Origin of the sequence: Siminovitchia sediminis (assembly GCF_042680885.1) — a bacterium.
In the GTDB taxonomy this organism is placed as follows: domain Bacteria; phylum Bacillota; class Bacilli; order Bacillales; family Bacillaceae_C; genus Siminovitchia; species Siminovitchia sediminis.
Genome location: NZ_JBHUEO010000034.1, coordinates 18,622 through 33,669, shown reverse-complemented (window position 1 = coordinate 33,669; position 15,048 = coordinate 18,622). Strand labels below are relative to the sequence as shown.

Annotated in this window: 13 protein-coding genes; all 13 read right to left on the bottom strand. The window is 33.7% G+C overall.

Going from position 1 to position 15,048, the window contains the following annotated elements; genetic code table 11:
- Positions 1-702: 702 nt before the first annotated feature.
- On the bottom strand, positions 703-1,914 hold the full coding sequence (locus tag ACFSCZ_RS12195) for a hypothetical protein (RefSeq protein WP_380774203.1): 1,212 nt from the start codon (positions 1,912-1,914) through the stop codon (positions 703-705).
- Between the two features lie 14 nt (positions 1,915-1,928).
- Positions 1,929-3,092: an aminotransferase class I/II-fold pyridoxal phosphate-dependent enzyme gene (locus ACFSCZ_RS12190; protein WP_380774206.1), complete on the bottom strand. Its 1,164-nt coding sequence runs from the start codon at positions 3,090-3,092 to the stop codon at positions 1,929-1,931.
- A gap of 19 nt (positions 3,093-3,111) precedes the next feature.
- Positions 3,112-3,735, bottom strand: a complete 624-nt coding sequence (locus ACFSCZ_RS12185) for an acetyltransferase (protein ID WP_380774202.1) — start codon at positions 3,733-3,735, stop codon at positions 3,112-3,114.
- The gene (locus tag ACFSCZ_RS12180) at positions 3,732-4,334 is read right to left on the bottom strand and encodes a sugar transferase (protein WP_380774201.1); all 603 of its coding nucleotides are present in this window, start codon (positions 4,332-4,334) and stop codon (positions 3,732-3,734) included. The genes ACFSCZ_RS12185 and ACFSCZ_RS12180 overlap by 4 nt, the downstream gene beginning before the upstream one ends.
- 58 nt (positions 4,335-4,392) lie before the next feature.
- Positions 4,393-5,646, bottom strand: coding sequence for a glycosyltransferase family 4 protein (locus ACFSCZ_RS12175; RefSeq protein ID WP_380774200.1), 1,254 nt, complete (start codon positions 5,644-5,646; stop codon positions 4,393-4,395).
- Positions 5,647-5,652: 6 nt separating this feature from the next.
- Positions 5,653-6,369 carry an N-acetyltransferase gene (locus ACFSCZ_RS12170; protein WP_380774199.1) on the bottom strand — a complete coding sequence of 239 codons (717 nt, stop codon included), beginning with the start codon at positions 6,367-6,369 and terminating at the stop codon, positions 5,653-5,655.
- Positions 6,370-6,430: 61 nt separating this feature from the next.
- Complete coding sequence (locus tag ACFSCZ_RS12165) at positions 6,431-7,543, bottom strand: DegT/DnrJ/EryC1/StrS family aminotransferase (RefSeq protein WP_380774198.1); 1,113 nt, start codon at positions 7,541-7,543, stop codon at positions 6,431-6,433.
- A 27-nt stretch (positions 7,544-7,570) separates the two neighbouring features.
- Entirely contained in the window at positions 7,571-8,680 is a 1,110-nt protein-coding gene (locus ACFSCZ_RS12160) for a glycosyltransferase family 4 protein (protein WP_380774197.1), read from the bottom strand.
- A 66-nt stretch (positions 8,681-8,746) separates the two neighbouring features.
- The gene (locus tag ACFSCZ_RS12155) at positions 8,747-9,865 is read right to left on the bottom strand and encodes an N-acetyl sugar amidotransferase (RefSeq protein ID WP_380774196.1); all 1,119 of its coding nucleotides are present in this window, start codon (positions 9,863-9,865) and stop codon (positions 8,747-8,749) included.
- 25 nt (positions 9,866-9,890) lie between these two features.
- Entirely contained in the window at positions 9,891-11,006 is a 1,116-nt protein-coding gene (locus ACFSCZ_RS12150; protein WP_380774195.1) for a glycosyltransferase, read from the bottom strand.
- Between the two features lie 14 nt (positions 11,007-11,020).
- A complete protein-coding gene (locus tag ACFSCZ_RS12145; RefSeq protein WP_380774194.1) occupies positions 11,021-12,364 on the bottom strand; it encodes an O-antigen polymerase in 1,344 nt (447 codons plus the stop codon).
- A gap of 69 nt (positions 12,365-12,433) precedes the next feature.
- Positions 12,434-13,693 carry a lipopolysaccharide biosynthesis protein gene (locus ACFSCZ_RS12140; RefSeq protein ID WP_380774193.1) on the bottom strand — a complete coding sequence of 420 codons (1,260 nt, stop codon included), beginning with the start codon at positions 13,691-13,693 and terminating at the stop codon, positions 12,434-12,436.
- 18 nt (positions 13,694-13,711) lie between these two features.
- Complete coding sequence (locus tag ACFSCZ_RS12135) at positions 13,712-15,043, bottom strand: nucleotide sugar dehydrogenase (protein ID WP_380774192.1); 1,332 nt, start codon at positions 15,041-15,043, stop codon at positions 13,712-13,714.
- Positions 15,044-15,048 lie beyond the last annotated feature (5 nt).

Genomic DNA, 15,048 nt, shown 5'->3' with positions numbered 1-15,048 from the left:
AGTTTCACTGGAGAAAGCTACCGAATGACTCACGCGTTATCAAGACAGAATCACTAACGGAATAGGCTGGCAAAGTTATGCACTTTTGATTGCACTATTGTGTATTTTTCTCTTGCAAAATACATCATAGGGTTATTTGAGTGTATAAAGCTCCTTGTAATAAACTTTATTAAGCTTAAGCTTTTCTTTTCATAAAAAGGCTGGGATAGTATAAGTTTACAATCCTAACATAAACATGTGCAGTTTTTGTATAAATTATAATCTATGTGTTAGTTATTTGATTACAGCCATCAAATTGATCCCGTTGTGCCATCTTTTGATCCACCTGTGACAAGGAAATGATCCATTTGACAAAGGTGATCCAATCCACAGTAATATACATTTCTTAACAACGGCTTTAGCTGCTTGCCCTTGACCACCGTCACTTCTATGTGATAGTTGGAAGGGGTCGGGCCCCTCCAGCGGAACTTAGAAGTGATTGTCGGTATACACTATTGATGCGAATGAGCCTCAAAGGCTTTACTTTGCCATTCGCCATCAAAACAATACCACGGACACAAACAAGGTCAAGGGTGGTGGTTGTTGAAAAACACGTAAGTATTTATACTGGCTTTCACTTGGCATTGGTGAATCAAAATTGTGTACTAAGTGGGGCAAAAACATGGCAGAGGTGGAGCTAACCTATGTCTTTCTTCAGTTTCTTCAGTTATTTATTTGCTCTTTCGTGGACAGATATAATGCGATGCTATAAAGGTCTGTGTTTGTAACCTTATTTTTATAATATAGACCACTGTAAACATCTTTTAAATGGCCCAGCACTCTTTCATCATATACACCTAAAAATGCCCATCTTAATGTTGAAAAATAATACTCATTTTCCTTGGGTGTATAATAACTAGTCTGCTCACTGCTTCTTGCATGAATATACTTTCTTATCTTAGGGGGATCTTCATTACTTACTACTTTATAAATAATGTTTTTAAATTTCTTCATTTCTTTGTCACTATAAACTTTGAAACCTGCTTCTTTATGGAGAAGAAATATTCCATAGGTAGTTAGTTCGGCATGACTAATATCTTCCCAATTTTGTGCATTTAGATCATCCCAATAGCTCCAATAAAATGCGTCATGATCTTTATCATATTTAATTAATGAGTTCTTAAAATACTGAAGACTTTTTTCTATCTGTTTAGTAAATAGTTCCTTTCCAGTAAGTTTATCATAGAGTCCACAAGCTGCTAAATACGCAAATATTCGATTGGGAACTCCAATTTTATTAGCTTCAGAAACAATTCCCTCCCCATAAGGGTGTCCATAATAAAAACCTTCATCATGTGAAATATCTCTCCACATATTAGGCTGGTTATGGATTGCCAAAGCTCTTCCACTTTCTTGCAAGAATTGATTTGCTATTTCTTTATATTTGGTAATATCATTCTCATTAACTAAATCAACAAACCTTAAAACAGGGATAATAATCATACCGGTATGAACGGGATAAATATAATTAAACTTCCCATTCGTATAATAGCCTCCGTCTGACCATGCAGGTAAATATAACCCTGAATTTGTAAAGCTCTCAACTTTTAATTTCTCGTCAGTTTGAGAGAATATATATTCTATTTGCGGGACAAGGAGACCTAAATATTTCTCATCTTCTGTTGCCTTATACATCTCAATTAAAGAGTTGGCAACATAGCTCCAGCCCCATGCATATTCATGCCCTTTGAACTGTTTTCCCGGTTGAGGAAAAATGTTTATTGACCAGTCCGATTGAGTATACCATTTGTCATATAATTCTTGTGTAATTAGCTCATCCTGACCTTTATTTAGGTCCTTTTTATTTAATATAGTTACTGATGAGGACAACAACAAAAAGAGAAGTAATATTATTAATAGCTTTTTTTTATTCATTGATATAGAAATCCTTAGTTTACAAGCATCTTTCTATTAATCTGTTGCTCAATTACACGGATCACTCGGTCTTGACTTTCCTTCTGCATATTGGACCCAGAAGGAAGACATAGTCCCTTTTTAAATAAGTCCTCAGAGGTTACTAAATCTTCACTGTGTGAATAAAGTTGAGACTCCTTAAATAAAGGCTGTAAGTGCAATGGTTTCCACAAAGGGCGTGCTTCAATATTTTCTTCAGCCAATGCATTAATCATTTCATACGGAGTAACCGATAGGATTTCCGGGTCTATCAGCAAAGTAGAAAGCCAGCGGTTTGAAATTGTACCTTCTAATTCCGGCATGAACTCTATTCCTTCAATCGATCCCAAGGCTGTGACATAACGATCAAATATCTTACGGCGGGCAGATACGCGATTATCCAATACTTCCAATTGAGCGCGTCCAACTCCTGCCAGAATATTACTCAGACGATAATTGTACCCTATTTGACTATGCTGATAATGCGGTGCCGGGTCTCTTGCCTGCGTAGCCAAAAATCTGGCTTTCTGAAGGGCTTCCTCATCATCAGAAACAAGCATTCCGCCTCCCGAAGTTGTAATGATTTTATTCCCATTAAAAGAGTAGATCCCAAACTTCCCAAAAGTTCCGCTCTTTTTTCCTTTATATAATGAGCCTAGAGATTCGGCTGCATCTTCAATTATGGGAACATTATACTTTTCACATAAGCTAACAATCTCATCCATTTTCGCACTTTGTCCATATAAGTTAACAACTATGACTGCTTTGGGGAGCTTTCCTTCCTTTTTTGCATCAGTAAATGCTTTTGCCAGTGCTACTGGACTCATATTCCAAGTTTCTGGCTCAGAATCAATAAAGACAGGCTCTGCTCCCAGATAAAGGATCGGATTAGCGCTAGCTACAAAAGTAAAAGTAGAGCAAAACACCCGATCACCTTTCTGAACTCCCAGCAATTCCAATGCTAAGTGAATAGCCGCGGTACCTGAACTGACAGCAGCCGCTCCTTTAGTTCCAACATATTCAGCCAACTCTTGTTCAAATGAATCAACGTTTGGTCCTAGAGGAGCAATCCAATTGGTTTCAAACGCCTGATTTATGTATTTTTGTTCATTTCCACTCATATGTGGAGGGGAAAGGAAAATCCGTTGTTGATTCGTCATCATTCTCAGCTCTCTCTAATTACTTTATTATTTGCGCAGGTACACCAACAACCGTAACATTAGATGGGACATCTCTTATCACAGTTGCACCAGCACCAACTATTGACCAGCTGCCAATTTTAGTGTTTGGAATAATCGTTGCACCAGCACCGACTTGACTGCCTTCTCCCACGTACACGTTTCCTGCCATGACAGCTCTTGGAGAAACATGCGCATAATTATTAATTTTATTATCATGTTCAATTACTGCACCACTATTGATAATTACGTGCTCTCCAATAATCGTATCTGAATTAATAACACAGTTAGGCATAATAACTGATCCCCTGCCAATAACTGCAGATCGGCTAATAACAGCCGTAGGGTGTTTTAAAATAGCAAACTGAGCACCTATATTTTCTAACGTCCTAGAAATCTTCCTACGGACACCGTTATCTCCAATAGCTATAGTAAAGAAAATCTCTTGTTCCTTACTTAAACTTTCAGCATATGAAATAGGGCCATAAATAATATGGTCCTTTTGAATAGGTTTATCAAATTTATCATCTAAAACAGCGTAAATCAGGTATTCATTATATGCCAAGATAATATCTGTTATTACCTTACTGTGCCCACCTTGGCCAACGATAACTATTTTCTTCATTTATGACCGCCATCCGTCCCAGTAAACTTTTTCATGGGAATATTTTGAGCTTGGTTAATCCCTTCAGACTTAAACACCTTTAATATTGTTAATAACAATATTTTTAGATCCAGCCAAAACGTCCGGTTATCAACATACCATACATCCAAGTCAAACTTTTCTTCCCATGAAATTGCATTTCGTCCATTCACTTGTGCCCATCCAGTTATTCCTGGTTTAACTTCATGCCGTCGGGCTTGTTCAGGAGTATACAGATCTAAATACTCCATTAACAAAGGGCGCGGGCCAACCAAACTAAGATCTCCCTTTAAAACATTGAAAAGTTGTGGTAATTCATCTAAGCTTAGTTTTCGAAGAAAGCGACCAAATTTTGTGAGTCTCAAATGATCAGGTAATAAATCGCCGTTTTCGTCTCGTTCATTTGTCATTGTTCTAAATTTATAAACATAGAATGGTTTTCCATGTAAACCAGGGCGTTTTTGCTTAAATAGAACAGGAGACCCCAGCTTAATCCGAACAAGAATTGCTGTAAGGAAAATAACTGGGGCTAATATTAATATACCAATAATAGAGCTTGTAATATCAAATAATCCTTTCATGTTCAACACCTATTCATTATTACGGTATTCCAAGGATCCAAACTTATAAAAATCACACTTAACTATATTGTCTTGTTTTTTTATCATTTAAAAGATCTTTCTCTATGATTTTCTGTAGCTGTCCCGCAAGCTTTTCCCATGAGTAACGGCTGGCAACATGGCTTTTTAAGCAATTACCATCATGTTGCATTTTATTTTTGTCGCTTCTGTAATGTTTAATCACTTGACATAAATCATCCAAGTTTTGTGACACATGAATCCCTTCCACTTTTTTAATATTTCCGACTGTAGCCGGGTTTGCTATCATTAAAATCGGAAGTCCAGCCGCCATGTAATCATACAACTTATTCATGCTGAATCCCCATTTATATAAAGGAGAATCTTTCATTGAGATAATACTTAAATCTGCATTACTTAAAATGGTAGGTACATCTTCTTTTGGTACGGAAGAGTGAAATGTCACATTATGAAGATTTTTCTCTTTAGCTTTTCTACGTATTTGTTCTTTTAGAGGGCCATCGCCTATCATTAGCAAGTGAATATCCTGTTCTCCTTTTAACATCTCAATCAAGTCGATTACAGGCTCAAGGTGGTTTGCAATTCCATGAGACCCTAAGTATATGATTTTAAGCTTACCTTCTGTCCCTTTAAAAACCTTCTTCATCATAGATTCTACTGGTTTATGGAATCTGCTCAAATCAACACCGTTAGGCATATAAATTACCTTTTCTCTTGATATACCTGTAGACTCAATATATGAAGGAGCTTTCTCAAATAAAACAATAATCCTATCAGCTTTTAAGTATAAAAAGCGCTCTAATTTATAGAGCAGTTTAACTAAAGGGTTGTTTTTAGATAACTTTCCAAAATCCACAAATGTCTGCGGCCATAAATCACGTTCTTCAAAGTAATATAGACTATTAGCCTTTCGGGAGATTTTATAACCTATTAGAGCTGCTAACGGATGAACACTAGAACCAATGACAAGATCTGGATTGGCCTTTTTAAGGACTCCAAGAGCATAACTGTAACTTTTTAAAGAATAACTAAGAATATTTTTTATCCTTGAAAGTATATCTCCGTAGGCTGGTGTTCGTATCCAGATAAATTCCACACCATTTATCCTCTCATGGATGTAATTATCTTTGGAATTCCTGAATACAGTTTCTTTTCGCGTAAAATGATTAAAGGATGATGCAAAAATAGTAACAGAATGACCGTACCTTACAAGCTCCCTTGCAAGGTCATAATGCCTGGTGCCACCACTTGAACTAGGGCTAATCGCATAATGATTAAATATCCATATATTCACCTTCCATCACCCTTGATTCCTAAGCAGCTGGTTCTCAGGCACATCTCTTATTTTCTTTGCAGGTGATCCTACAACCAATTCTTCCTTTTGAACATCTTTAGTTACTACACTTGCAGCAGCAACTGCTCCGTCTTCATGTATTACTTTTCCAGGCAAAACAGTTACATTAGCACCAATTCGGCCACCTGTTTGAACAGTGATCCCTTTAAATTTATCAAAACGCTCTTTACTTCTTCCCATGAAATTATCGTTTGTCGTAACTACGCAGGGAGCAATAAAGACATGATCACCCAGTTCTGAATAGGCTGTAATATAGCAATTAGTTTCTAATTTACAGCGACTTCCAACTTTACAATCATTTTCTATCGCAACTCCCCGTCCAACAATCGTTCGCTCACCTATCGTAACACGTTCTCGAATGGTTGCTAAGTCTGCAACGAAAACTTCATCTGCGATTTTAACATTGGCATATATAATGGAAGACGTACCAATAGTTACACCATTTCCAATGATTGCCGGCGGCAATTTTTTAGTTTCAGGAAGTATTGATGCCTTGGCACGAGTTGGCTGTTTGCCAATAACCACATTATCTTGAATGATCACATTGCTTCCGATTTGTGTACCTTCATAAATTGTAACATTATTACCTATAACAACATTGTCACCAAAATTAACGTTTTGACCAATCACAACGTTTTGACCCAGCTGTATAGATGAAGTCATTTTACTCTCTCCCAACAAAAAAACCATCATATGTCAGATGGTCTTTAATTTACTAATTGATTTACTTTTTATAGAAATTTACTATTTTTTCTATTACATAGTCTTGTTTTTCTTTTTCCAACTCTGGATACATAGGCAACGACAATACTTCCTTAGCTGCCTTTTCTGCATGTGGTAAATCTCCATCTGAATAACCTAAATCACTAAACACCGGTTGCATATGCAGTGGAATTGGATAGTATATCATTGTCGCTATTCCTTGCTCTTTTAAATAGGCCTGTAGGGCGTCCCGGTCAGGAACTCGTAATGTATATTGATGGTAGACATGATAATTTCCTTCTTTTTCTATGGGGGTTGTCACTATATCCTTTAACATATCATTAAAATGCTGAGTATAATAATTTGCCCTTTCTCGTCTTGCCGCTGACCATTTTTCTAAATGTGGAAACTTCACATTCAATATAGCAGCTTGAAGTTCATCTAACCTGCTATTATAGCCAAGCACATGGTGATGATATTTTGGTTTACTTCCATGGACCCGAATTACCCTAGCATTTTCTGCAACTTCTTCATTATCTGTGACAATCATACCGCCATCTCCATATGCTCCCAGATTTTTTGTTGGAAAAAAGCTATATGTAGCGGCTGTTCCTAATTCTCCTACGGTCTTTCCATTTCGCTTTGCACCAATAGCTTGTGCGGCATCTTCAATTACAACTAAATTATGTTTTTCCGCAATTTCTTTAATGACTTCCATATCTGCCATCTGACCATACAAATGTACGGGAATTATTGCTTTTGTTTTATTGGTAATAGCTTCTTCTATCTTTTGGGGGTCAATATTAAAAGTATCAGGATCAATATCCACAAAAACAGGTGTAGCATTCGCTCGTGCAATTGCTCCACCAGTAGCAAAAAAGGTAAACGATGAAGTAATAACCTCATCTCCTTCTCCTACGCCTGCAGCTTGAAGAGCAATATGTATTGCGTCAGATCCATTTCCTACACCTACTCCGTAGCGAGCTTTGCTGTATTTAGCAACGTCATCTTCTAGTTTTTTAACGTTACTACCCAAAATAAAATTAGTGGACATCATAACTTCATTTAGCTTTTCTATTAAATCTTCTTTTAAAGACAAATATTGTTGATTTAAATCTAACATTTTTATTTTCATTTTGTTCTCCTAATGATTTTTATTTTTTTAATAATTTCCTAATAATTTTTTATAAATTTTAACTAACTCTTGACTTTCTATTTCCCAGTTATATTTCCTTTCTATAGCTCTACGCCCATTTTTCCCCATCTCTTCAGCCATTTGAGGATTATCCTTAATCCATTGAATAGCATTCCCCAGTTCCTTCGGGTTCAATGGATCAACGCATATTCCACATTCATACTTTTCAATTATATTTTTCCATAATGGAAAATTAGATGCTATTACTGGTATCCCGGCTGACATATATTCAAACATTTTAATTGGTAGCGACATTAAATAATTAGATGTAGGGTGTAAAACAACAATCCCTGCTATTGAGTTAGAGTATACCTCTTTTACTTCTGCTCGACTTAAATAACCTAATTCCTGAACTTTAGACCAACCTGGTAAACTTTTAACCATCTCTTTTTCAGTAGAATATGCAAAATTACCCGCTAATAATAATTTCACATTGTTTGCAATTTGTATGGCCTCTATTATTTGTTTAATTCCTCTAGCTACCGTGATCCCCCCAACATAGCATACACTATTTTTCTTTTTTAACCAGGTCTTATCCACATTTTCCAACTCTTTTAATATAGGATAATTCTTAATGTCCTTAACATTACAACCGAGCTTCAAAAACCTGTCTCTAATATATGGTGTTGAGGTAATTATGTAATCAAAGTTTAGTGCAGCATAATTTTCATACTTTTCAAAGGTATTAGCAACTATCTTATGAAATACTTTAGGTAGCCACTTTTTGGTTAAGATTTGTTTTGGAACATCTTCATGAACATCATAAATTACTTTCTTTCCTATTTTTTTTAATTTAAGTGCTATAGGTAATAATTCAGGATCGTGAAAATGATATACATCCGCATCAAGCTCAAGCCCTTTTTCAAGGACTCTTTTTACGGTTTTTGTCATTCTTTTTAATCTACTTCCACTTTCTTTTTTAACCCCATGAATACATACACCTTCTTTAATCACATTCGGTGCGTCTGGGGCAATTAGATGTACTTCATACCCCGCCTCTGCAAGAGATTTACATTCTTTTATAAAGATCCTTGTATCATTATAATGGTGAACCGATGTTAAATGGCATATCTTCATTTTAGCTTCCTTTCAAAAATAACTTACTTAATATACTTAAGATTAACTGTGGGGATTAAAAATCCATCAATTTATTTTCTTATGTATTCCAAATAGCATCTTGTAAAGATACGTATCTTCTGAACAGTAAAAGTCTGAATGTTTTTTCGGTTCACTTTTTAGATATATTTCCAGCTCTTCCTTAGTTATATTCAATTTAGATGCAATAATGTCCTTATCCTCCTCAATTGTACTTTGATTATAAGGCGACTTTTTTAATTCCTCCAAGGCTTCTTCTCTTGTTATTTGGCCAGAAACAATCAAACTAGATAAATGAGCTTTTCTTTTATCATAATTAAATTTAACTGGAAGATAATATGACTGAAAAAACTTAGTCCAAATAGATTCAAAATGTTTTCCTCCATAATATCTCCACCCGGTATTTTGTTCCAATTCTGTAATTGCATCTTCTTTATTATACGGCATTAAATTTAAAGGCTTAATAATTTTCAACTTCTTAAAAAAAGGGTAATAAACCTTTAACTTATATACACTAGAAATTGGATATTTTTTTAACTTTTTTGTACCAAATTTCTTATAAATATCTTTTATGTGTTTTCCATCGCTTGCATTATACCCCCAAGCCTTGGGTAGTATATTTTCAGTCTCCCAATTTGAACCATTTAAAACATATTTTATTTTATTTTTAATAGCATATGAATATAAGGTTGAGAAAAAAGCATGGTCTTGTGGAATGTCTTGATTAGGCACACCCGCCTTTAGAAATGCTAGTTGCAAGGCTCTCATATCATCCCAATTAATTTTTATAATTTTCAAATCAACATTTTCCAAATTATTTAACGCGTGTATATTTTCCTCAGCTATTTTGTCATTCCATCCAGCATCTACATGAATAACTAAAAGTCTTAATCCCCACTCTATAGCCGCTTTATAAACTAAATAAGAACTATCCACTCCTCCGCTCAATCCTGCAATTGCATCATACTTATTTCCTACACAATCTTCTTTAATCTTTCTAATAATACTTTCAAGTTTCTGCTTACCAACGTTATCTGGAAAGCATATCTTTTTTCCTAGTTTTATAGCTTCCGTGCAATGATTACACTCTCCAAAGTCATTAAAATAAATCAAAGGATCGGTAGTATCCATTACACACCTTGTACATATATTATATTGTTTTTTCATTTTACCCACACCTAGTCAGTAATATTCATAGTTCATTTATTAGTTTACTTATAATATCTTCTTGATTTCTCCAGTCATTATCCATTGCAAGTTTTTTTGAATTAGTAGACATCTCATTATAATTCTTTTTCTTTATTTGTTTTATGGCGTTATCGATGCTACCAATATCAATGCCCTTTGCTAATACTCCGTTATGGTACTTATTCACATAGCTTCTCAGTTCCGGAAAATCACTAGCAACTACGGGTAAACCTGCCATTGAATATTCAAAGAACTTATTCGGCAAACAATAGTAATACGATAAGCAAGTGTTTTCAATTAAACAAAAACCGTAATCCGCGGAGCTCGTATACTCCATTAGAACAGCTGGATCTACGGCCTTTTGAAAAAATATATTATTGCTTTTTCTAATTCGGTTTTTTATTTTCTTTTCCAATGGTCCATAACCCATTATTATTAATGCATCTTGACTATTTACAAGAAAATATTCTATGATACTTTCAATTCCTCTCCCCTTGGTCAAAGCTCCTTGATACAAAAAAATCTTACTTTGTGGGGGAATTTTAAACTTTTCTCTGAATTTATTTTTTTTCATTACATCAATAAAATAAGGAGTATTTTTTATTAAATAAATTGGTTTTCGATATTTTTTTTCATAAAACTCTTTAATGCTACTACTTACAGTAAAAACCGCGTCCACTTTTTTGATAAGTAACTTTTCTAATAAGTTTACTATTTTCTTTTTTAACCCTGTTAATCCATTTGATTCTGTTTCTAGTTCTCGAGCGTCATATATGATACTTGGACTAAATAACCCCATTAATTTACATAAATAAGCAATTGGTAAGGGAGCAATACTACTAGCTACAATTATATTGTTATTTTTTATTTTAGATGTTAAATTTATAGCTAACTCCATATATTTCACTAAATTAAAAATATGGTTTTTGGGTAAAGATTTACTTTTTAATTTTATTCGATTAACTTCTAGACCATTAATGTTCTCATAATTAGGTAACTTTTCGTCTCCAATCGCATATACACTTACACTATGCCCTAAGTCAATCATAGTTCTTGATTGCTTTAAGACTCTAGAATCGTTTGTAAAATTTTGAAACACTATAAATGCTATCTTTTTCATAATTTTTCCTTTCTTTATGTATGCTTGGATTTAAACTTCAATCTATGAAAAGTTATATAATTAAAAGTAAGCCAAATTAGTAATACTGAAATAATATTTAAATTAAATATAAAATTACTAATTCCTGTTGAAGATAACTTATTAAACTCGAGGATCATCCAAACGTATACCGCAATATTAAATACACTTTTTTTACTATGAAGAAAAACCAAATGAACTATAGTCAATAAGATGCCAATATAAAAACTGCTTACAATTATCCCCAAATATCCGAAATTAGCAAATGCCTCTCCCCAAAAAGCTGTCGGTGCAGAACCAACTATCCCAAGGTCTGATAAGTTAGAGAACTTCATATTCATTACTTCCACAGTTAGACGATAATGTTCAAAAGGGAAAATTCCATTTGGATTTGGAAAAGAAGTGCCATGCAAATAATTAACTACTTTTGGAAATAATTCTAAATAATAATACGCTGGCGAAATTTGGCCGGTAATTGCCCTACTTAGCATTGACCCAAATACTTCTAATGCCCCCCTATCCTGCAATCCCATAAAAGTCCTATAAAAGAAAAATAAAAAAATTATTGCCGCAAGCCCAATTCGAAAAATATATTTTAATGAGATCTTTCTACTAAGGGTAATCAAGTAGGTTAATAACAAAGCTATTAACAACCAAATAAAAGGTGCTTTTTGGGTTGAATAAATAGCAGCAAATGAAGATAAGAAAAAGGAAATCAAGAATATACGTAAAGAACTATTTGTTCTTTTTACCAAGTAATTAGCAAATAAAGATAAACAAACTAAAGTATAAACAGTATCAAAAAACAATTTATAGAGGTAATAAGAGCCTGAAAAATCATTAGTAGCTAAACTCCGAAATTGTTTTATTTCAAGAGTAGAATAACCTTTAATTTGCGCGAATATGGGAATCTCCGGAATTTTAAATAGATAAATCATAAAAACTACTGTACTGAAAATTAATAATAATAATATAAAGTTCGACTGATAAACGTTTAAGGGTAGCCAACTCTTAAATGAATTAAATTTATTTATCCTCTGACCAAACTTTTTAAAAACTTTCATAAAAACAACATAAGTAATTGATATTATCACAAATGCTGATGCACTATATATTAAGATAAAAAGTATTATAGATTTATCTGTAATTCCCGCTGCTACTCTATACTTGTCCCAACCGAAATAAAGCGGAAAAATCCCGATATACGCAAAAAACAGATAGCCCCAAAAAGTTATAGAAAACAACTCTGGTTTAAACATGTCAATATTATTTAATTTTAAAAAAGTAAAAAGAAAAAAAGGCACAGTAATAAATAACAAAATAAAAAGTATCGATTCCAAGTATAACTCCTCTTTCCAAGCGAAACATTACTTAATTAAGTCAAGAGAAAGAATTCATTCGGATCACGCTTATTTTTTAGATATCGAAAATATAAAAAATAAATAAACAATATAAAAAACAAACTCATATGAGGTAAAAATAATTAATAGAGTATATATATCCAAATAATATGCACAAATAAATAATACCAGCACTGAAGTAATGGCTCTGAAAACTTGAATTTTAGAAAGTAACTTTACCCTTTTTTTAATATAAAAAATTACACTTAGTGGTGATACTACAAATTTAGCAAAAAAACCAAATGCTAGTATACTAGTAATTTCTCCAGCTTTTCTCCAATCATATCCAAAGATTATTTCAAAAACAACTGGACCTAATAACACTAATAATATTGTTGGTATAATCCCAATCAAACATAAAATTTTTAGAACTCTTAACAATAAAGGGTTAATGCTTTTACCCTCATTGTTTAGATCTGCTATTTCACTGAAAAATACCTGTGTTATAGCGGTGGATATCAGACTAATAGGCATACCTATTACTCTAACTGCTAAACTATAGAACCCGACAATAGATTCTGTAAAGAACTTCATTAATATGAAAACTGGTGCTTGTGTTGCCAAATTATCAAAAAAAGCCGAAAAACTATTTAACAGTGGGTATTCTTTATTTTTTATAGCTACTTTATAGATTTGCTTGTATTTTATGTTATATAAATTAATTAATTCACTATGTTTAACTTTGAAAAATTGATAAATAAGAGAAAGTGTTATTCCTATCAAGTTTGATAAAACTAATCCAATAGAATTAAGACCGCTTAGTCCAAAAATTATTGATGATCCATTAGTAATACTACTTTGTAGGACTTTTCCTTTTGAAATAACTCCGAATTGTTTATTCCTATTTAATAAATAGTTTAAACCTTGTATAACTCCCATTACTAGTAACGTTAGTGGTATAAAATACATTAAAATATTGGCATTTTTAGAATTAAACCACTGGGATATTTTCCCATAATAAAACAGTTCAGCAATAAATAACAATAATGAGAAGATTAGCGAGGTTATTATGACTAATTTAAAGAGTAATTGACTTTCTTTTTGAGACTTAACTGTATTGATAGCATATTCATATCTCCCAGTTGTAAAAACTATTAATAAAGCACAGGTTGAAATATAAAAACTATATTGCCCAAATTCATCAGGATTGTATATTCTAGTTAAAAAGGGGGAAGAAGCAAATGCAATTATTTGAGCAAAGAGCGTTGCCGAAAATAAAGAGAGTGCATTTTTCACAAAACGGTTACCAATTATTTTTTGTATAGACATTTGTCTTCCCCACCAACCCTACAGTTTTGAGTATTGTCTTGGACAGTTTTCTTTAAATGAGTTCCTAGTATCAAATATTGCTTTTGAATATTTTTTAATCATATCGTAATCAAATAAAGTATGATCGGTAGCTAGTAAAGTAAGATCAGCATTTTTAACTATGTCTTTAGTTAATTCCGCTGTTTTTACATCTTTATCTCCCAATCTAAAAGTTTTTATATGAGGATCAGAAACAATCCAGTTTACACCAAATTGTGTAAGAATATTTAAAATTGGCAATACTGGTGATTCTCTATAATCATCTATATCTTTCTTATATGCTACACCTAAGATAAGAATATTAGATCCATTTAAAGACCTACCTTGTTCATTTAAGATTTCCATACAACGTTGGACTACAAAATTTGGCATACTATCATTTATTTCTCCAGCCGTCTCAATTAACTTTGTATGGTAATTATACTCCCGCGCTTTCCATGTCAAATACCATGGATCAATTGGAATACAGTGTCCCCCTAGTCCTGGTCCAGGATAGAAAGGCATAAATCCGTATGGTTTAGTTGCCGCAGCATCAATCACTTCCCAAACATCTATTCCCATTTTATTGCACAAGATTGCCATTTCGTTCGCAAGTGCAATATTAATGTTTCTGAATGTGTTTTCTAATATTTTTTCCATTTCTGCAACAGCCGGGCTGGACACTTCATGGACATCTCCATCTAGGACAGAACGGTACATGGTTGCAGCTACTTTTGTACAGGTTGGTGTGATACCACCGACAACTTTAGGTGTGTTTTTTGTATTAAATGTTTTATTTCCGGGGTCTACTCTTTCTGGAGAATAAGCTACGAAAAATTCTTCACCACAAACAAGCCCTGACTCTTCTAATATTGGTTTAATTAGTTCCTCTGTTGTCCCGGGATATGTCGTACTTTCTAAGACGACAAGTGTCCCTTCTGTAAAGTTTTCGGCAATTGCTTTAGCCGAACTCTCTACATAAGACATATTCGGTTGCTTATAGATATCAAGTGGTGTTGGAACGCAAATAGCAATGGCATCAACTTCCTTAATGAAAGAATAATCTGCAGTTGCGGACAGTTTTCCAGATTGGACGAGTGCCTTTAAATCCGCTGGTATGACATCACCAATATAGTTTTCTCCCTTATTGACCTTTGCCACTTTTTCCTCTTGTACGTCAAAGCCAATGACTTGATAACCTGCTTTTGCTTTTTCAACTGCCAATGGCAGTCCTACGTAACCAAGTCCCACTACTCCAATGGTCGCAGTCTTTGTTTCCAGCTTCTTAATTAATTCATCAGATAACGTTTTAGTTGTCACTGCAGTTCTCATACTAA